Annotated in this window: 18 protein-coding genes; 17 read left to right on the forward strand and 1 reads right to left on the reverse strand. The window is 50.6% G+C overall.

Features of this window, described 5'->3' with window-relative positions:
• Positions 1-2: 2 nt before the first annotated feature.
• From DEF47_RS03725 to DEF47_RS03765, 9 genes are all read left to right on the forward strand, one after another.
• Positions 3-1,415 (forward strand): ABC transporter substrate-binding protein, encoded by a 1,413-nt coding sequence (locus DEF47_RS03725; protein WP_287044975.1) that lies wholly within the window; start codon positions 3-5, stop codon positions 1,413-1,415.
• A 366-nt stretch (positions 1,416-1,781) separates the two neighbouring features.
• Positions 1,782-2,885, forward strand: coding sequence for a carbohydrate ABC transporter permease (locus DEF47_RS03730; protein ID WP_012188734.1), 1,104 nt, complete (start codon positions 1,782-1,784; stop codon positions 2,883-2,885).
• A 2-nt stretch (positions 2,886-2,887) separates the two neighbouring features.
• A complete protein-coding gene (locus DEF47_RS03735; RefSeq protein WP_012188733.1) occupies positions 2,888-3,733 on the forward strand; it encodes a carbohydrate ABC transporter permease in 846 nt (281 codons plus the stop codon).
• A gap of 6 nt (positions 3,734-3,739) precedes the next feature.
• Positions 3,740-5,539: a beta-N-acetylhexosaminidase gene (locus tag DEF47_RS03740; RefSeq protein WP_012188732.1), complete on the forward strand. Its 1,800-nt coding sequence runs from the start codon at positions 3,740-3,742 to the stop codon at positions 5,537-5,539.
• Positions 5,532-5,993, forward strand: coding sequence for a GNAT family N-acetyltransferase (locus DEF47_RS03745; RefSeq protein WP_012188731.1), 462 nt, complete (start codon positions 5,532-5,534; stop codon positions 5,991-5,993). The genes DEF47_RS03740 and DEF47_RS03745 overlap by 8 nt, the downstream gene beginning before the upstream one ends.
• A complete protein-coding gene (gene nagA, locus DEF47_RS03750; RefSeq protein ID WP_012188730.1) occupies positions 5,990-7,129 on the forward strand; it encodes an N-acetylglucosamine-6-phosphate deacetylase in 1,140 nt (379 codons plus the stop codon). Before DEF47_RS03745 ends, nagA begins: the two co-directional genes overlap by 4 nt.
• Complete coding sequence (locus DEF47_RS03755; RefSeq protein WP_012188729.1) at positions 7,123-8,169, forward strand: SIS domain-containing protein; 1,047 nt, start codon at positions 7,123-7,125, stop codon at positions 8,167-8,169. The genes nagA and DEF47_RS03755 overlap by 7 nt, the downstream gene beginning before the upstream one ends.
• Before the next feature lie 126 nt (positions 8,170-8,295).
• The gene (imm40, locus tag DEF47_RS03760; RefSeq protein ID WP_012188728.1) at positions 8,296-8,655 is read left to right on the forward strand and encodes an Imm40 family immunity protein; all 360 of its coding nucleotides are present in this window, start codon (positions 8,296-8,298) and stop codon (positions 8,653-8,655) included.
• Between the two features lie 171 nt (positions 8,656-8,826).
• Positions 8,827-9,822 carry an aldo/keto reductase gene (locus DEF47_RS03765; RefSeq protein ID WP_012188727.1) on the forward strand — a complete coding sequence of 332 codons (996 nt, stop codon included), beginning with the start codon at positions 8,827-8,829 and terminating at the stop codon, positions 9,820-9,822.
• 39 nt (positions 9,823-9,861) lie between these two features.
• Here the strand turns inward: DEF47_RS03765 and DEF47_RS03770 are convergent, their stop codons facing one another.
• Entirely contained in the window at positions 9,862-10,569 is a 708-nt protein-coding gene (locus DEF47_RS03770) for a hypothetical protein (protein WP_012188726.1), read from the reverse strand.
• 218 nt (positions 10,570-10,787) lie between these two features.
• On the opposite strand from DEF47_RS03770, the gene DEF47_RS03775 reads away from it, so the two are divergent.
• From DEF47_RS03775 to DEF47_RS03810, 8 genes are all read left to right on the forward strand, one after another.
• A complete protein-coding gene (locus DEF47_RS03775; RefSeq protein WP_012188725.1) occupies positions 10,788-12,869 on the forward strand; it encodes a carbohydrate-binding CenC domain-containing protein in 2,082 nt (693 codons plus the stop codon).
• Positions 12,870-12,986: 117 nt separating this feature from the next.
• On the forward strand, positions 12,987-13,925 hold the full coding sequence (locus tag DEF47_RS03780; RefSeq protein ID WP_012188724.1) for an RluA family pseudouridine synthase: 939 nt from the start codon (positions 12,987-12,989) through the stop codon (positions 13,923-13,925).
• Entirely contained in the window at positions 13,922-14,686 is a 765-nt protein-coding gene (locus DEF47_RS03785; RefSeq protein ID WP_012188723.1) for a sulfite exporter TauE/SafE family protein, read from the forward strand. The genes DEF47_RS03780 and DEF47_RS03785 overlap by 4 nt, the downstream gene beginning before the upstream one ends.
• A 294-nt stretch (positions 14,687-14,980) precedes the next feature.
• Complete coding sequence (locus DEF47_RS03790) at positions 14,981-16,237, forward strand: glycosyl hydrolase family 18 protein (RefSeq protein ID WP_012188722.1); 1,257 nt, start codon at positions 14,981-14,983, stop codon at positions 16,235-16,237.
• A gap of 95 nt (positions 16,238-16,332) precedes the next feature.
• The gene (locus DEF47_RS03795; protein ID WP_012188721.1) at positions 16,333-17,337 is read left to right on the forward strand and encodes a hypothetical protein; all 1,005 of its coding nucleotides are present in this window, start codon (positions 16,333-16,335) and stop codon (positions 17,335-17,337) included.
• Entirely contained in the window at positions 17,337-17,801 is a 465-nt protein-coding gene (locus DEF47_RS03800; RefSeq protein WP_012188720.1) for a hypothetical protein, read from the forward strand. The genes DEF47_RS03795 and DEF47_RS03800 overlap by 1 nt, the downstream gene beginning before the upstream one ends.
• A gap of 25 nt (positions 17,802-17,826) precedes the next feature.
• On the forward strand, positions 17,827-18,114 hold the full coding sequence (locus DEF47_RS03805) for a hypothetical protein (RefSeq protein ID WP_012188719.1): 288 nt from the start codon (positions 17,827-17,829) through the stop codon (positions 18,112-18,114).
• Positions 18,115-18,218: 104 nt separating this feature from the next.
• A complete protein-coding gene (locus DEF47_RS03810; RefSeq protein WP_012188718.1) occupies positions 18,219-20,309 on the forward strand; it encodes a metallophosphoesterase family protein in 2,091 nt (696 codons plus the stop codon).
• The last annotated feature ends 169 nt before the right edge of the window (positions 20,310-20,478 follow it).

Genomic DNA, 20,478 nt, shown 5'->3' on the forward strand with positions numbered 1-20,478 from the left:
TACTGCTGATCAGCATGCTGATCGCCGCCTGTGGTGGTAGCACAACGCCTACGACCGCACCAACCGCTGACACTGCTGCTCAAGCCACCACGGCTCCAGCCGCAACCGAAGCACCAGCCGCGACCGAAGCACCAGCCGCAACCAAAACTACAGATAGCACTGGCAGCGTCCCAGCCGTCAACCCTAACTATGCCGAATTAGTCCGCGCCGAAGCTGGCGAATTCAAAGGCACTAAAGTCAGCATTTTCGGTTTGTGGGTTGAAGCTGAAGACACCGCCTTCAATCAAACCTTGGCTGCTTTCGAAGCCCGCACTGGCATCGATGTTCAGTACGAAGGCTCGAAAGATTTCGAAACTTTGATTCCTGTTCGCGCCGAAGGCGGTAACGCCCCTGACATCGCTGGTTTCTCACAACCAGGCTTGATGGCAACCTTGGCTCGCAAGAACAAGTTGGTCGATATCTCAAGCTTCATCAAACCAGAAGACTTGCAAAAAGATTACATCCAATCATGGATCGATCTTGGCTCAGTTGATAACACCCTCTACGGTGTCTTCTTCCGCGCCAGCACCAAGAGCATCGTCTGGTATCCAGTTCCAGCCTTCGAAGAAGCTGGCTACACCATTCCAGAAACCTGGGATGAATTGACCGCTTTGAGCGACAAGATGGTTGCTGATGGCAACACTCCATGGTGTATCGGCTTGGAACACGGCAACGTGACCGGTTGGGTGGCTACCGACTGGATGGAAGACATCATGTTGCGCACCGCTGGCGCTGAAACCTACGACAAGTGGGTCAGCCACGAAATCCCATTCACCGACCCAAGCGTCAAGAACGCCGCTGAAGTCATGGGTAAAATCTGGTTCAACGAAACCTACGTTGCCGGTGGCCGCGAAGGTATCTTGACCACCACCGTGGCCGATACCCAAACCCCAATGTTCAACGCCGACAAACCAGGCTGCTGGTTGCACCGCCAAGCTGGCTGGATTCCATCATTCTTCCCAGAAGGCAAGAAAGCTGGTACCGACAGCAACTTCTTCTACTTGCCACCAATTGATCCAGCTCAAGGCAAGCCTGTGTTGGGTGGTGGCGACGTGTTCGCAATGTTCAACGACCGCCCTGAAGTTCGCGCCGTGTTGCAATACTTGGCTAGCCCAGAATCAGCCAAAGGCTGGGTCGAAGCTGGTGGCTTTATCTCACCAAACAAGAGTGTAGATTTGGCTTGGTATGGTAACGACATCGACCGCCGCCAAGCTGAAATCATCAAGGAAGCTACCGTATTCCGCTTTGATGCTTCTGACTTGATGCCAGCCGAAGTTGGCGTAGGTACCTTCTGGAAAGGTATGGTCGATTACGTGAACAATACCGAAATCGACACCGTGTTGCAAACCATCGAAGAAAGCTGGCCACAAAACTAATCAGCCTTCCTCGATGACGATGTGATGCATCGAAACTCTGCGCGAGGTAGGTAGCTTATGCCTACCTCGCGTTGTATCATTAGTAGAACATAGAACATAGAGCATAGGAGGAAAAGTCAGAAGTCAAAAGTCAAAGGTCAAAAGGCGAAGCGGGGTCAGGATAAAGATGAGGGATGAAATTAAATCATTCGTGTAATCTGTGTAATCTGTGGCTAAAAACCTAGAGCCAAAAGCCTATCGCCCATAGCCAAACATAACATAGCACAGAGAACAGCGGAATCGACCAGATTCATTTGTTCTCTGGACTCTGTTCTCGGTAATCGCACAGTGCCTTGGTAGCACTGTTCCTCAGCAAGGAGTTGTGGCATGTCATCACAACCACAAACTAGCACAAACACTGAGCCACGCTCACGTAACAACGTCGGGCTGGCCCAGATGCTGCTTGTCCCTCTCGCGTTATTAATCTCAATCTTGGTCGGGCGTTGGAGCCTTGGCGTTATGAAAGATGCCGAAGCGCCACGGTTGTTGGTGGTTGGGGTGGCCTTGCTCGTCGGGGTCTTTGGGATCTGGATTGCCTACTGGCTCTGTAACGAGTTGCTCAATCTGATTCCTTCTGAGACGCTGCGCGAGAAGATTCGCCCAATAATTTTTGTTGGCCCAGCCTTGGCCTTGCTGATTATCTACTTGGTTTATCCAACCGTGATGACGGCCTACTATAGTGTGCTCGACAAAAATAGCGAGGCCTTTGTTGGCCTTGATAACTACACATTTGCCTTCAAAAATCGCACCATCCAAATCGCACTGCGCAATAATCTCTACTGGATTGTTGGCGTAACCACATTTAGCGTGGTTGGTGGCTTGATTATGGCGGTGCTGTTCGATAAAGTGCGCTATGAATCAGTTGCCAAATCGATGATCTTCTTGCCAATGATTATTTCGTTCGTTGGCGCAGGTGTGATTTGGCGCTTTATGTATGCCAGTAACCCGCCCGGTGTGGGCTTATTGAATGCTTTTATCGGCAATTTCGACTATAAACCAGTTGCATGGCTGATCAATAAGAGCGTTAATAATATTTCGTTGATCGTGATTATGATTTGGCTACAAACTGGCTTTTGTCTGGTGATTCTCTCAGCAGCACTCAAGGCGATTCCTGCCGATATCATCGATGCAGCCCGGGTAGACGGCGCAGGCGAACTCGACATCTTCTGGCGAATTATCATTCCTTCGCTCAAAACCACAATTTTGACGGTGGTGACGACGGTCGTGATCGCGGTGTTGAAGGTATTCGACATTGTGTTTGTGATGACCAACGGCAACTACGAAACCGAAGTGATCGCCAACCGCATGTTTACCGAGTTCTTCCGCAACCAAAACTATGGCCTAAGTAGTGCCTTAACCATGATTTTGGTGATCGCCGTGCTGCCAGTGATGATTATTAATGTGCGGAACGCCCGCCGTCAGCGAGGGTAATCATGCGTATCCAACGTTTTTTCTCACGTTCATTTGTTCACTTCGCAGTTATTACGATTGCCTTTCTCTGGACACTACCAACCGTCGGCGTGTTAGTTAGCTCGTTCCGCCCTGAAAACGATGTTAAAACTTCAGGCTGGTGGAATGCGCTCAAACATCCATTCGAGGAATCGGTCTGGACGTTCAAGAATTATTCGGATGTGATCAACGCTAACGGCATTGGCGAAGCCTTTGTCAATACTTTAGTCGTAACTATTCCGGCCACGATTTTGCCAATTACGGTGGCTGCTTTTGCCGCCTATGCCTTCGCTTGGATGAAATTTCCAGGCCGCGATTGGCTGTTTGCCATGGTGATTGGCTTGATGGTTGTGCCCTTGCAAGTGGCTTTGATCCCAATTTTGCGTTTGTATACGCAAACTGGCATTGCCGGAACCTTCCTTGGGTTATGGCTGGCGCATACTGGTTTTGGCTTGCCGCTAGCAATTTATCTGCTCTACAACTATATTTCGCAGCTCCCCGCCGATTTAATTGAATCGGCCAAAATCGACGGTGCTTCCGATTTCACTGCCTTTATGAAGATTGTGCTGCCCCTTTCGACACCCGCGATTGCCTCATTTGCGATCTTCCAGTTCCTCTGGATTTGGAATGACCTGCTGGTTTCGTTGGTATTCTTGGGCACAAATAAAGTTCTGACTGTCAAACTTTCTGAATTAACTGGCTCGCTCGGCAATAAATGGCACTTGCTAACTGCTGGCGCGTTTGTCTCGATGGTCGTGCCGTTGGCAGTGTTCTTTGCATTGCAGCGCTATTTCGTGCGTGGGTTGCTAGCCGGATCAGTCAAGGGATAACAAATTATGCAATTATTACCAAAACCAAAAAACCTTCAGCGTGCTGAGGGAAGCTATGCTTTACCCAAAATCTGGCAGATTAGCCTACCTAGTGGGCTTGATCAGCGGGTTACGGCCAGTTTGGCGGCACTGGGCGAATATCAAATGGTTGAGCAAGCTGCCAATTTGCTGCTAACGCTTGATTCAAGCATCGTTCATGCCGATGGCTATCGTTTGCAGATTGCTGCTGATGGCGTGCAGATTGTGGCGCAAACTGCGGCAGGCTTGTTTTATGGCCTGCAAACGCTGCGCCAAATTCAACAACAATCAGCTGAGCAATTGCCGTATCTATTAATTGATGATGCCCCTGATTTTGTGGTGCGTGGCTTTATGCTCGATATTAGCCGCGATAAAGTGCCAACCATGGCCACGCTCTATGCGCTAATCGACGAATTAGCTAGCTGGAAAATTAACCAAATTCAGCTGTATATTGAGCATACGTTTGCTTACCAAAACCACCCCACAGTATGGGCTGATGCTTCGCCGTTGACTGCCGAGGAAGTACGGGCGCTCGATGATTTCTGTCTTGAACGCTTTATCGAATTAGTGCCCAACCAAAATTGTTTTGGCCATATGCGACGTTGGCTGACCAAACCAGCCTATCGCGATTTGGCCGAATGCCCCGATGGCTGCGACACTGGCGACCCCGATTGGGGCTATTTTGAAGAACCCTTCACCTTAGCTCCCGAACACCCAGGCAGCATCGAATTAGTGCGTAGCATGCTCGACGAACTATTGCCCAACTTCCGCACTCGCACACTCAACGTTGGCTGCGACGAAACGGTCGAATTGGGCTTGGGGGCAAGTGCAGCAGCAGTTGCTGAGCGCGGCAAAGGTCGGGTTTATCTCGAATTTTTGCAAAAGCTCTACCACGAAGCCCATTCACGCGGCTATGTGATGCAATTCTGGAGCGATATTATTTTGCATTATCCAGAATTGGTCAGCGAATTGCCCCGCGATGCCGAGGTGTTGATTTGGGGCTACGAGTCGCATCATCCCTTTGAAGAACAAGCCGCCACCATTGCCAAAGCGGGCTTGCCCTTCTACGTTTGCCCAGGCACGTCAAGCTGGAACACCGTCGCAGGCCGCACCACCAACGCCTTGGAAAATATCGCGAGCGCCGCCAAACATGGCTTGAACCATGGTGCAAAAGGCTTTTTGATGACCGATTGGGGCGATAACGGCCACTGGCAACCACTCGTGACCAGCTATCTTGGCTTGGCAATCGGCGCTGCTCGGGCTTGGAATGCGCTCGCTGAGCTTGATGTGGTTGCCTTGCTCGATACGGTGGTTTTTGCCGATAGCAACAAGGTTTTGGGCAATTTGGTCTATCAATTGGGCGATGTCTATCGCGCTGTACCACCGTTATTGCACAATACCTCGTCGTTATTCCGCATTTTGCAGGCCAACCCAGCCGCAATTGCCGAATTAAACCTTGATCGCAAAAATTTGCATAATGCCGATGAGATTTTGCTGCAACTGCGCAACGACTTGCAAACCATCAAACCCCAACGCGCTGATGGCGAGCTTTGCCAAGTTGAATTAGCTTGGGCGATCGATTTATTGCGCCATGCGGTGCAACGCGGTTTGTGGGTGCTTGATCAACAGCCAAGCGAAACCGCTAGCAAATTGCAACCAGAAATCGATGCCTTGATCGAACGCTTCCAACAAGTTTGGCTGAGCCGCAATCGCCCCGGTGGCTTGCAAGATAGCCTTAAACATTTTGCAAGCTTGCGCGATAGCTATGGCGAGGTGCGTTATGCCTGATCTCTTGGTCAAATTGTATGAACTGCCAACTATCCCCAGCATTGCGGGCGTGACGATTCGTCGCGCCCTTGCCCCTGAACGCCATGTGGTGCTGGATTGGGTGGCTCGCTTTTTCTATCCCGCGTGGCGCAGTGAGTGTGCAGTGGCCTTCAGTCAGTCACCAATTAGCTGTATTATTGCCGTTGAAGAGCAAAAACTCTTGGGCTTTGCCTGCTACGACACCACTACCCGCAATTTCTTTGGCCCAACCGGAGTTGACCCCGATTGTCGTGGGCGCGGAGTTGGCACGGCCTTGCTGGTTGCGGCCTTGGATGCGATGAAACAACTTGGTTATGGCTATGCAATTGTCGGCGATGCTGGCCCCGTTGAGTTTTATCAACGCACAGTTGGCGCAATTGTCATCCCCGATTCGACTCCTGGGGTGTATCGTGGGATGTTGCAAGGGGACGCATGAGCAGCCTACGTTTTGAAAATGCCACGATCTATACGCCAGAGCTAAGTGCTGCGCGTAGTTTGGCGATTGCCAATGGTCATGTGGCTGAGGCTGCTCCTACAGCGCCCTGCTACGATCTGACTGATCTGATTGTTGTGCCAGGTTTGATCGATTTGCAACTGAATGGGGCATTTGGCCACGATTTCACCAGCGATCCTCATACGATTGGTGCGGTTGCTGCTGGCTTACCGCAATATGGCGTGACAGCATTTTTGCCAACGATCATTACTTCACCGCTGAGTCAAGTTGCGGCGGCTCAACAGGTGGTGCAACAGGGCAATTTTACTGGTTCGCGGGTATTGGGGTTGCATCTCGAAGGGCCGTTTCTCAACCCAGCCAAGCGTGGTGCGCATAATCCCAGCCATTTGCAAAACCCCAGTTTAGCGGCGATTGAAACTTGGTCGCCAGCCAATGGCGTGCGTTTGGTAACTTTGGCTCCTGAACTTGATGCTGCCGACGAACTCATTCGAGCATTGGTTGAGCGGGGAGTGGTGGTCAGTGCTGGCCATTCCGAGGCCACATTTGAAGAAGCTGAGGCTGGTTTCAATCAAGGCATTCGCGCGGTAACCCATTTGTTCAACGCCATGCCAGCCTTGCACCATCGCGAACCAGGTTTAGCCGGAGCCGCCTTGAGCGATCAACGGATCACCATGGGCTTGATTCCCGATGGCGTACACGTTCATGCAGGCTTGGTGCGCCATATTTGGCACAGTGCCAGTCAACGGATTGCAATTGTCAGCGATGCCCAAGCTGCGCTCGGCATGCCCGACGGCGAATATCTGCTTGGCGATACAACCCTGACCGTAGCCAACGGTGAGGCTCGGCGCAGCGATGGCCGTTTGGCGGGCAGCGTGTTGGCGATGGATCAAGCTTTACGCAACATTCATGCGTGGACGAACAGCCCGCTTGAGCAGATTCTGCCAGCCTTTACCACGATTCCGGCCAATTTGTTGGGCTTAGCTCACTATGGCCGGATTGCAATCAATAACCCTGCTGATTTAGTCATTTTTGATCAGCAGCACTATCAGGTTGTCGCCACACTTGTGGGCGGCAACATCGTCTATGGTTCTACAACCTTGGAGCAACGTCAATGCTAACCCAAAGCCATCTTTATCGCGAAATTTATGAGCAACCCCAATCGTTGGCACGGCTGCTTGAGGCCGAAAAAGCGACGGTTGCCAAATTGGCGGCGGCCATTCGCGAACGAAATATTAGCCAAATTGTGATTGCCGCGCGTGGCACCAGCGATAATGCTGCTCGCTACGCCCAATATTTGCTTGGCTCACTCAACGGCATCTTAGTCACCTTGGCTACACCCAGCCTGTTCTCAATCTATCAACGCCCGCCGGTTTTGGGCAATGTTTGTGTCCTGGGCATCAGCCAAAGTGGCAAAAGCCCCGACATCGTGGCCGTGCTGACCGAAGCTCGCAAGCAAGGCGCACTCACCGCCGCAATCACCAACAAAACCGATTCGCCCTTAGCGCAAGCTGGCGATTTTGTGATCGATTTACACGCTGGCGAGGAATTGGCGGTTGCCGCAACCAAAAGCTATACCGCTCAACTCGCGGCGATTGCGCTGCTCAGCACTGCCTTGGCCGATGATTCGGCCATGAACCAAGCCTTAGAGCGTTTGCCCCGCGTTGTTGGCGACACCCTGAGCAACTTGCCAGATATGGCGAATGTGGTGCAGCGCTATCGTTACATGCAGCAATGCGTGGTGATTGGCCGTGGCTACAATTATTCAACTGCCTTTGAATTGGCGCTCAAGCTCAAAGAATTAACCTATACGATTGTGCAGCCCTACAGCAGCGCCGACTTTTTGCATGGCCCCGTGGCAGTGCTCGAACCTGGTTTTCCGGTGATTGTGATTGCACCAAGTGGTCAGATGTTGCCTGAAATGCAAAGTTTCATCCAAACTATTCGCGAGCGTGGCGCAGAAATTCTGGCGATCAGCGATGACCACGATACCTTGCGCTTGAGCCGCACATCCTTGCGCACACCAGCTGGTTTGCCTGAATGGCTCTCGCCAATTATCAACATTGTGCCTGGCCAACTGCTGGCCTTGCATTTAGCCCACACCCGCGATTTTGATGTTGATCAGCCACGTGGTTTGCGCAAAGTTACCGAAACCCGCTAATTGTTCAATTACTCTCCATCCACGAAGCCTTGCCTTTGGGCAGGGCTTTCAGTTTGTAGCCAAAAAAGGCGAATCTATGCTACAGTAGGATAATTAAGCACAGATTCTTTTCATTGTGAGATTGTTATGTTGAAAAATAGAGCAGCTTATAACGCATTTTTATCCCAAAAAGGGATATTACTATCTGAATTAGGCACGCAAGAATATGCCTTAGACCAGCAAGACGCGATGAATGCGATTGTTATCATCGAAGATTTAGCAATTCCTATTCTCGGTGGAGATGTTTATCTGCAAAGTTTAGAAGGTATTGAAATAAGCTATGAAAATTGGTCTATAAATCGCCAACCTGGTGAATCATTAGATAATTATGTACGTAGAAGTTGCGCCTATACCCGTAATTATATTGCTCGGTTCCCGGTTCAAGCTGAGAAATTACCGTTATTTGTGCTGGTGCTTGCCAGTGACCTTCAAATGCTACTTCCATAAAATGCTCAAATGGATGCGTGAATCACCTCAATAGTTCCAATTCGTGGCTAAAAAACTCCTAAAAAAACAAACTTTAGAGCATTGGGCAATAAGCTAAGAGAAATAGGCAAGCGATTGCAGCCTCAAGATCTATACTGTTGTAGCACAAATTTCAACTGCAAGGAGTTTGCAATGCAACAACGAACGCTTGGCACGACTGGCTTGGTTGTCTCGGAAATTGGCTTGGGCTGTATGGGCATGAGCCAAAGCTATGGCCCTGGCGGCGATAAACAATCAGCAATTAACTTAATCCATACAGCGGTTGAACGCGGCGTAACCTTCTTCGATACCGCCGAAGTCTATGGCCCCTATATCAACGAGGAATTGGTTGGCGAGGCGCTTGAGCCATTTCGCAACCACGTCGTGATTGCTACCAAGTTTGGTTTTAACTTACACCCCGATGGCAAACCAGGCTGGTCGGGAGTCAACAGCCATCCTGATCAGATTAAACGGGTGGCGGAAGCATCGCTCAAACGCCTACGGATCGAAGCGATCGATTTGTTCTATCAACATCGCGTCGATCCGAATGTGCCAATTGAAGAAGTTGCGGGTGCAGTCAAGGATCTCATTCAGCAAGGCAAAGTTAAGCATTTTGGGCTTTCTGAGGCAGGCGCACAAACGATTCGCCGTGCCCACGCGGTTCAGCCTGTCGCCGCCTTGCAAAGCGAATATTCCTTGTGGACCCGCGAACCAGAAGCTGAAATTATGCCGACGCTGGCAGAATTGGGGATTGGCTTTGTGCCATTCAGCCCACTAGGCAAGGGCTTTTTGACTGGTAAAATCGACCAAAGCACCGTCTTTGCCCAAGGCGATATTCGTAATCGAATTCCACGATTTTCGCCTGAAGCCCTGCAAGCCAACCAAGCCTTGATCGATTTGCTCGAAGCGATTGCCGCGCAAAAACAGGCCACTACTGCGCAAATTGCCTTGGCATGGTTACTAGCGCAAAAACCATGGATCGTGCCGATTCCAGGCACGCGCCGCGTAGAACGCTTGGAAGAAAATCTGGGCGCGGCAGCAATTCGCCTAAACGAGGCTGATTTACAAGCAATCGAGCAAGCCGCCGCTTCAGTGAACATCCAAGGCGCACGCTACCCCGAAGATTTAGAAAAAATGACTGGTTTGTAGGAAATATACTGAGGCGTTGGACGTTACCAGCGCCTCTTTTTACTTATCAGGCGGGTTTGGCCCAGGAATTGGCTCAGGCTCAATTACTGGTTCAAGCCCAGTTAATTCGCTGCCCAAACGCCCCAATAACACCTTGAATTGGTCGGGATTATCAGGATGCCACTCGAAGCGAGCGCGTTCAAACCACTGGGTAACCACTTGGTCGCCATCAGCATTAATTTCATATTGAGCGCTGGTTAGCGGCAACCCAAACAATTGTAATGAACGCCCATAGCTATCCAAGCCGGCGGTGGTTGTGCCATGGCTCTCCCAATATTGCTTAAACCCCATCCCCAGATCTTGATTACAAACATTATGTCCAGTTTCACCAAACCACAAACAATCGGCGGCTGGACGGCGGGCAGCGGGTTCCAATTCGCGGTTGAGTTGGGCGAGGCGCTCTTTGCCCAACAAGCCAATTTGAATTTCGTAGGGCGTGCCCGTCAAATTGCTATGATGCTCCAACCGTTGGCGTTCAGTCCATTGAATGCTGAGGGTTGGGCCATGATCGGGAGCTTGGTAGCGTTCTTTGGCCGTAATTGGGTAGCCAAAAACTGGCAGACCACCGTTATCACGCCAATAATCGTCAAATGGCGCTTCGACGCAATGGGCCTTGAGTTCGGGGAAACAATAGCTGCTCGCGGCAGTACTAGCGCGAATTGGCACGATTAACAACATTGCCAGCATCAAACATTTCAATTGCTTCATCGCAAAAACTCCTTGCTTTAGATTGCGAGTATAGCATAAGCCTCAACCCCAGCTTTGGTAGAAAATGTCAAGTTCTATACGAATTTAGAGCCTATACTTCGGGCTAGGGTTGCTAGATAAACTTAATTTTAGTGAATAATTACTAAATTTTTTAAGTTTATTCTTTAGATACTTTCACTATAATCTAGCTATGTTCAATGATGATCAGGAGGCTTGGAATGCGACGTTTGGTTCAACTTTCGCTGCTGATGGTGTTGGGTGTCGCATGGCTCGGTTCGACGCGGGCACATACCGCAATTCCGAATGGCACATCGATTGTATTTGATGAAGCCTTGGCTACTGGTTGGCAAAATTGGTCGTGGAGCACAGCGGCAGCGTTTGATAGCACTGCCCAAGCGCATACCGGCACGAAATCGACGGCAATAACCTTTGAGGCGTGGGGCGGTTTTTCGCTACACTCACCTGGGCTGATTCCCGCCGAAGCCTTGACTGGAATTAGTTTTTGGGTCTATGGCGGTACTGGTGGCGCACAGTTTAATGCTGGGGTCACGACCTCTGATAGCGGTAATATCGTTGCTGCTGTGCCAGTTAACGCTCCCGCTGGCCAATGGACGCAGGTTCAATTGACAATGGCCCAGTTGGGCAATCCCAGTGCAGTTTCACGGATTAACTTGCAAGAATCCACAGGTACGGCTCAAGCAACCTTCTACATCGACGATCTTATCCTCAATATTGTCGATTTTGCCCCACCAGGCACAGTTAATGTAACGATCGATACCGATCAAACCGTGCTTGACTTTAGTGCCCGCAATGCACTTGGCACCAATTATGGTATGTGGGGGGTTGAAGCTGCGGCCAATTCAACTTTCTTGGCCCGCAGTGGCGCGTTGGGTAATATGACAATTCGTTTGCCAGGTGGCTCGATGAGCCAAGACCATGGGGCAATCAACTGCGAATTGGGCACGGGCAACACAATTGCCAACGCATGGCCATGTAATTATGAATGGGCCATGACCCCAACCGATTTTATTGAATTTCTGAGCGCAACCGATCGCGATGCGATCTGGACGATCAATACCAACGTGACTTCGGGCGAAGCTGCCGCGTTGGTTGCCTTCTTCAATGGCGATGTCAATGATCAACGGGCACTTGGCACCGATCACAAAGGTGTGAATTGGCAGACAGTTGGCCATTGGGCGCAACTGCGGGCCAGCCATGGCAATGCCGCACCAGTTGGCATCAAATATTGGGATTTTGGCAACGAAACCTATGGATCATGTGTCCAAGGCTGGGAAGTTGGCTGGACCTGTGATGGTGCTGAATATATCAACGGCTTGCCAGCACCCAATCGCCACGAAGGCTATCTCGAAGTTCGTGCAGCAATGAAAGCGGTTGACCCAACGATTATGGTCGGTGTAACTGGCTTAGCCAACCCAACCGAATTCAACAACTGGACCACCAAAGTGCTGACCGAGGGCGGCGATGTGATCGACTACCTCGCAATTCACCCCTACTCCTTTGTTGATGTGCCAAACAATGATGCGCTTGGCCGTTATTTGATGCTTTCACGCCCGCAAAAACAATGGCCTGAAGTTTTTGCTAGCACTCGTCAAGCGATCGCCGATTTTGCTGATGGTCGCAATATTCCGATTATGATTGGCGAATACAATTTGAGCGCTGGCTGGCCATATGATCCGCAAGCGATGATGACCAAAGCGCTGAATATGTTGTTTATTGCTGATACAACCGGCCAAATTATTCAAGGCGATGTGTTGGCTGCCAACCATTGGCTGTTGAATGGCAATGTGCAAAGCAATGGCACCGATTATGGTTTGATTGGCGATGTGCCAACCTACACTCGTAGCCCGCAGTATTATGCCTTCCATCTCTGGCAATTTTTCGGCAATCGCCTACTTGAATATACCAGCGATGCCGATGCCGAAACCCAAATTAGCATGTATGCTGGCAGCGATGGCCATACGATCTCGCTGATGGCAATCAACAAAACAGGCCAAGCGACCACCACCAATGTCCAACTTCGCGCTGGTGGTGTGGTCATTCCGGCAATTTCTGGCTCGATTGATGTGGCCCAAGCTGTTAGCCTCGATGCAACCACAATCACGTATAATGGGCAAACCAATGTGAACGATGATTTTAGTAATGCACAAACGGTTGAATTGACCGAAGTCGGCGAAACCACCACGGTCACGCTGCCCGCTTACTCAATCACGCTCTTACGGTTTGCAACCGATGACGGCATCCATACGCTGTATAATCCGTTGGTGCTGCTCAACAAATAGAACGGATAGATTGTGTTCAACCCGCTAGCCGAGCTGTCGGCGCTTGATCAAAGGGTACTGTGCGATTTAGCCGCACAGTACCCCATTAAGTTAACTCTTGAAACTAATGATGCTGGAATGCCACTTTGGCAACTGCTGATGGCCCGCCTCGACCTCTCGCCAACCTTGGCCCAAACCCTGATGGTACGCGGCGCGATTTGGATCAACAGCGTGCGGGTTACTGATCCGTTGGCTGAGGCTCCGCCAGAAGGCGAATTGGTGGTGCATACACCGCCCGCTGGTTTATATGCCAACCCCGTGGTCACTCCTGCCGACATCTTATTTGAAGATGAATGGATTTTGGTGCTCAATAAGCCAGCCGCTTGGTATAGCGTGGCCACGCCGTGGGATACCTTTGGGCATCTCGAAGGCGCGTTGCAACGCTTTTTTCTTGAGCGCGATGGCGAAGCTGTGCCGTTTCACCTGGTCCATCGACTGGATCATGGTACCTCAGGCGCGTTGATCGTCTCCAAAAATCCTAGCCTCAATAGTCGTTTTCAGCGCATGTTCAACGAGGGTCGGGTGCAGAAAACCTACTTGGCGCTATGCAGTGGCCTACCCGATTGGACGAAATTAGAAGTTGTGACAGGCCATTCACGCGGCGAGTTTGGGCTGTGGTCGGTTTACCCCGCAGCAATGATCGATCAATTGTATGGGCCTAAGGATCGGCGGGTGCGGCGGGCGCATACCAGTTTTACAGTGCAGGCAGTTGGCAACGCAGCGGCTTTACTGGCGGCTCGCTTGCACACTGGCCGCACCCATCAAATTCGTTTGCATGCGAAACATATTGGACATCCCTTGGTGGGCGATCAACGCTATGGTGGCGTAACTCAGTTTGGCAATTTGAGCATTCCTGATCAATTATTACACGCTGCTTGGCTGCAATTTCCGCATCCGCGCTATGGCTCGATGCTTGAGTTAATCGCGCCAGTGCCAAGTCTATGGCACGTGGTTGGAGCAGCAGTCGGAATTGATCTGCAAACGGGATTGCTCGAAGAAGGACATTCAGCGCCATGACCTTGTTGATGTTATGCGGGTTTGCCTTGTTGGCGGGGTTTATTGATGCGGTGGCTGGTGGTGGTGGCTTAATTCAACTGCCACCCTTGTTGATTACCCAAAAAGATATTGCTCCAGCCTTTATCCTGGGAACCAATAAATTTGCCGCAGTCACGGGCACGGCCACGGCAGCGGTCAGTTACAATCGGCGGGTCAAAGTCAATTGGCAAATTGTCGTGCCAGGTATGTTTAGTGCGGCAATTTGTTCGTGGCTGGGGGCGCGAGCTGTCAGCTTGATTCGGCCAGAGCTTTTTCGGCCAATCATGTTGGTGTTGATTATCGCCATGGCAATCTATACCTTTAAACGCAAAGATTTTGGTAGCGCTGCCCGCGAAACCAAAGCCTCAACCAAACCAATTCCTTATGTTTTGTTTTTTTGTGGCTTGATTGGTTTTTATGATGGAATTTTCGGGCCTGGCACTGGCAGTTTATTGATGTTTGCTTTTGTGGGCATTTTAGGCTTCGATTTTTTGCAAGCCTCAGCCACCACCAAAATTATTAATGTAACCACCAACGTCGCAGCTTTGGTGCAATTTCTGGGTGCAGGCCAAATTATCTGGCATTTGGCTGTACCGATGGCGGTTTGCAATATTGTGGGCGGCATCATCGGCTCGCGTATGGCCATGGCCAAAGGCAGTCAGTTTGTGCGCGTGATCTTTTTGGTGGTCGTAGTTGGGGTGATTTTGCGCTATAGCTACGATATCATTCAAGAATTTATGTAAAGTATAGAACGGGCTATGGGCTATTTGTAATAGTTTATGAGGTTGGCAACCGCAATTGTTCCCTCACCCCCAACCCCTCTCCCACGGCGGCGGGCAAGGGGAGCAATCATGGGGTAAAAGCATGGAATTGATTGTCACTCCAATGAACATTACTTTTGCCTTTAGCCTTTATCTGTTCATCCCTCATCCCTCATACTTCATCCTTTAATCTAGCCTTTCTTGGAAAGCCGTGTTTAATCGGTTATACTGCGAGTGTTCTTTTTCTTGGATTGTTTGTTGATCGAGTGAATTGTTATGTTTCGTCATCTTTTTCGCGGGGTTCTGGCAATTGGGATTTTGGTCTGGATCGTGTTTCTCTGGCAGTTTATTGATTTACGGATCAAGCACAGTCGCGCCGCCGATGCCGCCGCCCAAGCTCTCTTGCCCCGAGCAACCTCAACCGCCTTGCCCGTTCCTACCTTTGTTGCGCCAACCTTGCAGCCGCTGCCCAACACGGTTGCCGATGGTCAAGGCGGCTCAGAGCTACCTGCTAGCGCCAATGATGTGCGCGGGGTACACCCCAAAACAGGCCGCTACGTCGCTGCTTGGCTGCCAACCTCGTTTGATGCCGAGGCGGCCCGTGCAACCTTTGAAGCCAACAAAGATATTCTCGATGAGGTCAGCCCGTTTTGGTATGGCGTGCGACCTGATGGCACGTTAATCGCCGACGTTGGCTCACGCGATGCCGAATTGGTGCAAATTGCCAAAGAAAATAATGTGCTGATTATTCCAACTGTGCATAATATTGAAGATTTGGAAGCAGCTTCGGTGGTGTTGGCAACGCCCGAAAGCCGCACAAACCATATTAATATTATTATGGATGAGGTTCGGACCTACGGCTACGATGGCATCGACATCGATTATGAATCGCTTGCGCTTGATTATGAAGATGAATTTACCGCCTTTATGACCGAATTGGGTGCTGCGTTGCATGCTGAAGATAAATTATTAACCGTTGCAGTGCATGCCCACACTGGTCGCCCCGATTACCAAAATTATGCCGATTTGGGCAAAGTGGTTGATCGGCTGCGGATTATGACCTACGATTATAGCTGGCGTGGCTCGGAGCCAGGCCCAATTGCTCCGATGTTTTGGGTCAAAGCGGTGGCCGAATATGCCAAAACCCAAGTTGACCCCAGCAAAATTCAAATTGGCATTTCGTTTTATGCCTACGATTGGCCAGGTAATGGCGGCTTTGGGGTTGCTCGCACCTATACTGAAGTTGAAGAAATTAAAGCCACCTATCAGCCCCAAATTCGCTTAGTTGAGGAAGATGGCGGCCAGCAAATTCAGGAATCAACTTTTAACTATGCTGGACGCACGGTTTGGTTCTCCAATTATCGTTCGCTAACCGCCAAAATGGAGATGGTGCGCGAAAACGATTTAGCAGGCATTGCAATTTGGCGCTTGGGCAGCGAAGATCCCCAAAACTGGACCTATATTCGCGAATCGTTGAAACAAGATCCCTTGATCGTCCAACGCTCAATCAATCGCTATCTTCCTGGCCATTAATCAGAAAGGCAAAAGTCAAAAGGCAAAGGGCAAAATCGATGCTCGCTATAGCTTGTTTATTTTGACTTCTGCCTTTTGCCCTTTGAGTTATACATATGGAACAAGGCATTACAACCTATAGTGTTGAGGCGCAGCGCTTATATGAGCGTGGCTTGGCGGCGGCCCGTGGCGGTCAACGGCGGATTGCGGCAGGCTTATTGACCAAGGCGGTTCAACTTGATCCACGCCACGAACAAGCATGGCTTTGGCTTAGTGGGGTGCTCGACGAGCCACGTGATGTCGAATTTTGTTTGCAATCGGCGCTCAAAATCAACCCGCAGAACCAACAAGCCCGCAAAGGTTTAGCCTGGATTCAGCAGCAGCAAACTAAGCCTGCAAGCATTACCACGCCTAAACCGCCTAGTGGCTTGCAACAAATTAGCATCCCTACCGTCGAGGAGCGGGCCGCCGAAATCGCCCCACCTGCCGAAAAAGCTTGGTGGCAAGAATGGCGCGATTCTGAGCGCAGCGGTAAAGTTGTACGGGTGGTTTCGTTAGTTGCACTGATGTTGGCAATTAGCTTTACCGCAGTGATGCTTTCGGTTGCCAAAGCTCAGCCCTTGCCCCAAATTCCCGCAGGCCTCGATATAGCCATCAATGATCAGTCCGATCAACAGGCGGTCGTCGCGGCCTCGGAAATGAATCAGGTTGAATTACTGCGCTACCTGAGCCAAGTTGGTGAAATTCGCCAACGCCTTGACCAAGCAGTCACAACCTATCGCGCAACTAGCGAGACCTCAACCGTCGCAACTGAGCAAATTGAGGCCGCCAAAATCTATCGCGATGTAGTGCGTCAAGCCTACACCGATTTGGAGCGGGTCAAAGCTCCTGATATTTTGGCCGAAATTCATAACGAATATAAACAAGGCCTGCAATTAGAACAAGCTGCCTTCGATGATATTTTGGAATATTATACTAACTACAATGTGGCGATTGCCAACCGTGCTGCCTTGCGGTTGCAAGAGGCCGATGGCCATTTTCAACGGGCAATTGGTGGGCTAGAAGCCTATAATCAAGAGCTAAGCAACCCGCAACGCGGCGATAGTTTTGGAGAACGCTAATGTTACTAGCGGTTGATTTGGGCATTCGCACTGGTTTTGCGTGCTACAACCGCGCAGGCCAACTGCTTTGGTATCGTTCGCACAATTATGGTTCGTTGCCGCGCTTACGCCGTGGCAGTAGCGGCCAATTGAATGAAGTGAGCGATTTGAGCGTGTTGGTGCTTGAGGGCGGCGGCCCGATTGCCGATGTTTGGGAGCGCGAAGCTACCCGCCGCGACCTACAGCTAATCCGTACAAGTGCTGAGGTTTGGCGGGCGAGTTTGTTATATGCTCGTGAGCAACGCACCGGAGAGCAAGCCAAAGCCGTGGCCGATGAATTAGCCCGCCGCGTGATCGAATGGTCGGATGCCCCACGCCCTACCTCGTTGCGTCACGATGCAGCTGAAGCGATTCTTTTGGGCTTATGGGCGGTGGTCGAACTTGGCTGGCTGGCGGCAATTCCTCCTGAAGTGCGCCGACGCTAATTTTTTTGCCAAGGAGTCGCCAACGTTGAGCGAACAGATTGATCCTGAACTGGAAGAGCTTGAGACCGAACCCGCCCCGCGTAAAACCAATGCCGTCGAGGATGAAGCCTTCGATTACTCCGTCAGTAAAGCTGGCAAAGTCTTTATTAGTTGGTATGGCAAGCAAGTGCTGATTTTGAGTGGAGCCAAAGCCCAACACTTTCTCGCCAACATCGCCAACCTTGATGGTGAAGCTGCCCAACTGGTGATGGCTAAAATCACTGGTAATTTTAAACGAGGCAACGAACGGCTCGCCAAACAAAAACGCCACTAATTTGTTAGCTAATTGCAATCATCCCTGCTTGGAATCATTAGCCATAGCAGGGATACTTGAATCAATCGAAATGCCCCAAGGATTGTTGTGTGTTGAGGTGCATTATGCTGTTTGGAACAATCGCTGAATATTTGGTTGCGTTGGGCATGCCAAGCTCGGCTCGCACCTATTTAATCATCACCACAATCTTAGTGCTTAGTTTAATTTGGATCGAAACCTCACACTGGGCACATCGCACCATGACAATGATGGAATTGGCTGGGGCGGCCTTGCTGCTGATTAAGATTTTTGCGGTCAGCACAACCATGCTCACCCTCGCGCTGCTGCCGTTTCCTCAACTACGCACGGTAATTGCCAGCTCATTAGCAATTATGGGCTTGCTGACGCTCTATCGCGAGCTACGACGACGCTTACGCGCAGGCGATCGTTCACCCTCAAGCTATACTGGCGGCGTGCTAGTCGTCATCCAATTTTTATGTATGGTCTTGCTGACCGTCAGCGGAATTGCCATCATATTAGAATTATTGCTGGTTCCAGCGCGAATTCTCGATAGCGACACTCGTTTTATCGATGCGATTAAAAATTGGGTTGAATTGCTAGCAACCCTGTGTGTGCTGCTCACCATGTACTATTTGGGATTCTACCTTGCGCGACGTTTGCTCAAAAGTGGCAGCTTCTCGTGGATCGATCCGCCGAACTGGCGCACATTGTTGCCTCATTTGAAATATAGCTTGATGCCACGTTGGGGGATTCCACCATTGGCCGAAAGCGATTTGGCTGATACGGTGCGTATGGCCTATATCGAGCATATTGTGGGTAGCAAAGCGCCGCGTGATGTGGCCAAAGCTGCCAAAATTGAGCCAGTCGCCCACCCGCAACGCGGCTTTACCTTCGCGGTGATTGGCGATCCTGGTGAGGGCGACGAATCGCAGATTGCCCCGCCAATTGTGCCCGAGCAGAGCGCGTTGGCTCAACAAGGCCCAGCCAATCCAGCGTATCCCACTTTTACCATCCTTAGCTCGGATATTGTCTATCCAGCTGGTGAGTTGATGGATTATGAACGCACGCTGTATCGGCCTTATGCGAGCGATAGTTCAACCTCGCCATTAATCTATGGTTTGGCGGGGAATCACGATTGGTACAACGATTTAAAGGGCTTGATGCTGAATTTTGGTTATGCCGCCGCCCATGTCGAAAGCCGCGATCCGCAGTTGCAACAATGGGCCAAAGCGCTCAAAACTGGGCCTTGGGCACGCTATGGCTATCCATGGGGGCAATTGCGCTGGAACGAAGTGCAAAGTTTGCGCCAACGTTATGGCCTGACGCGGCTTGGCGGTGACCTGAATGAGCCGCGTACTCACCAACGCTTACCATTTTTTGAATTGAGCTTTGATCCAGTGCCATTTGTGTTGTTGGCCGTCGATACTGGCTGCATCGGCAGCGTCGATCCCATTCAGCTGCAATGGCTGGAAACCTGTTTACTAACAGCCTTCAATCAACAAAAAATTATTGCGGTGGTGCTCAGCGAGCCGTTATATGTTAATGGAGCCTTTGCCGATCACCCTGGCATGCGCCAATTGTATGAATTGTTGCGGCGCTATGAAACCCATGTGGTGATTGGCGGCGATACCCATGCCTTTCAACATTACGAAGCCCGCTATATCACGTTGCGCGGAACCCAACATATTGCGCATCATCTGGTCAATGGCGGTGGTGGCGCGTATCTGAGCAAGCCAGTTGATTTACATTGGCACACGCCCAGCGGCATGACTCCTTTGGAATCGCGCTTTGTCTACCGTGACGATGAACAGGATATCGTTGATCAGGTGATGTTGCGCGAAGTATTTCCGACAGCGCAACAGCTGCGGGCAAAATTCAACGGCAAAATCGAGCTTGATGACCAAATGTGGGGCTTGCGGCGCTGGCTTGTCGGCCAAGAGCCAACTATTTTAAATCGCGGCTACACCAATGCGCTTAACCATGATCGTTCGCCATTATTGCAAAGCCTTGTTACCTTTAACATGGATGAAACCTTGAATGGTTGGCGCTTGCGCATCACCCCTTGGTTTACAACTGGCCCCGACAATCAGCTCGAACCACAAGAACCAATTGATATTTTGGCCCCTAATCGAGCAAACGAGCGCGTGGTTACCCGTGATTTAGTGCCTAGCCCCGCCAGCATTTTAGCCATCTAGCTTGGGAAAAAGCTGGGAAAAAGCCCGATTCAAACATAACCGATTCAGCTAAACTAGCGCTGAGCGAATCAGTTGGAGCTAGTTTTAGGAGTGTAGCGTGTTGAAGTTTGATCGTGAGGCTAAACGGCTGTTCTGGCCAATTATCGGGATTGGCTTGGGTTGCGGGTTG

The organism is Herpetosiphon sp. (assembly GCF_003512625.1).
Taxonomy (GTDB): domain Bacteria; phylum Chloroflexota; class Chloroflexia; order Chloroflexales; family Herpetosiphonaceae; genus Herpetosiphon; species Herpetosiphon aurantiacus.

What these genes read in the sequence shown, in the direction of transcription:
- DEF47_RS03770 (WP_012188726.1), bottom strand. Translation starts at nt 10,569, where the DNA reads ATGAAGCAATTGAAATGTTTGATGCTGGCAATGTTGTTAATCGTGCCA.
- DEF47_RS03735 (WP_012188733.1), top strand. Translation starts at nt 2,888, where the DNA reads ATGCGTATCCAACGTTTTTTCTCACGTTCATTTGTTCACTTCGCAGTT.
- DEF47_RS03810 (WP_012188718.1), top strand. Translation starts at nt 18,219, where the DNA reads ATGCTGTTTGGAACAATCGCTGAATATTTGGTTGCGTTGGGCATGCCA.
- DEF47_RS03765 (WP_012188727.1), top strand. Translation starts at nt 8,827, where the DNA reads ATGCAACAACGAACGCTTGGCACGACTGGCTTGGTTGTCTCGGAAATT.
- DEF47_RS03785 (WP_012188723.1), top strand. Translation starts at nt 13,922, where the DNA reads ATGACCTTGTTGATGTTATGCGGGTTTGCCTTGTTGGCGGGGTTTATT.
- DEF47_RS03740 (WP_012188732.1), top strand. Translation starts at nt 3,740, where the DNA reads ATGCAATTATTACCAAAACCAAAAAACCTTCAGCGTGCTGAGGGAAGC.
- DEF47_RS03790 (WP_012188722.1), top strand. Translation starts at nt 14,981, where the DNA reads ATGTTTCGTCATCTTTTTCGCGGGGTTCTGGCAATTGGGATTTTGGTC.
- DEF47_RS03755 (WP_012188729.1), top strand. Translation starts at nt 7,123, where the DNA reads ATGCTAACCCAAAGCCATCTTTATCGCGAAATTTATGAGCAACCCCAA.
- nagA (WP_012188730.1), top strand. Translation starts at nt 5,990, where the DNA reads ATGAGCAGCCTACGTTTTGAAAATGCCACGATCTATACGCCAGAGCTA.
- DEF47_RS03730 (WP_012188734.1), top strand. Translation starts at nt 1,782, where the DNA reads ATGTCATCACAACCACAAACTAGCACAAACACTGAGCCACGCTCACGT.
- DEF47_RS03800 (WP_012188720.1), top strand. Translation starts at nt 17,337, where the DNA reads ATGTTACTAGCGGTTGATTTGGGCATTCGCACTGGTTTTGCGTGCTAC.
- imm40 (WP_012188728.1), top strand. Translation starts at nt 8,296, where the DNA reads ATGTTGAAAAATAGAGCAGCTTATAACGCATTTTTATCCCAAAAAGGG.
- DEF47_RS03795 (WP_012188721.1), top strand. Translation starts at nt 16,333, where the DNA reads ATGGAACAAGGCATTACAACCTATAGTGTTGAGGCGCAGCGCTTATAT.
- DEF47_RS03775 (WP_012188725.1), top strand. Translation starts at nt 10,788, where the DNA reads ATGCGACGTTTGGTTCAACTTTCGCTGCTGATGGTGTTGGGTGTCGCA.
- DEF47_RS03780 (WP_012188724.1), top strand. Translation starts at nt 12,987, where the DNA reads ATGCCACTTTGGCAACTGCTGATGGCCCGCCTCGACCTCTCGCCAACC.
- DEF47_RS03745 (WP_012188731.1), top strand. Translation starts at nt 5,532, where the DNA reads ATGCCTGATCTCTTGGTCAAATTGTATGAACTGCCAACTATCCCCAGC.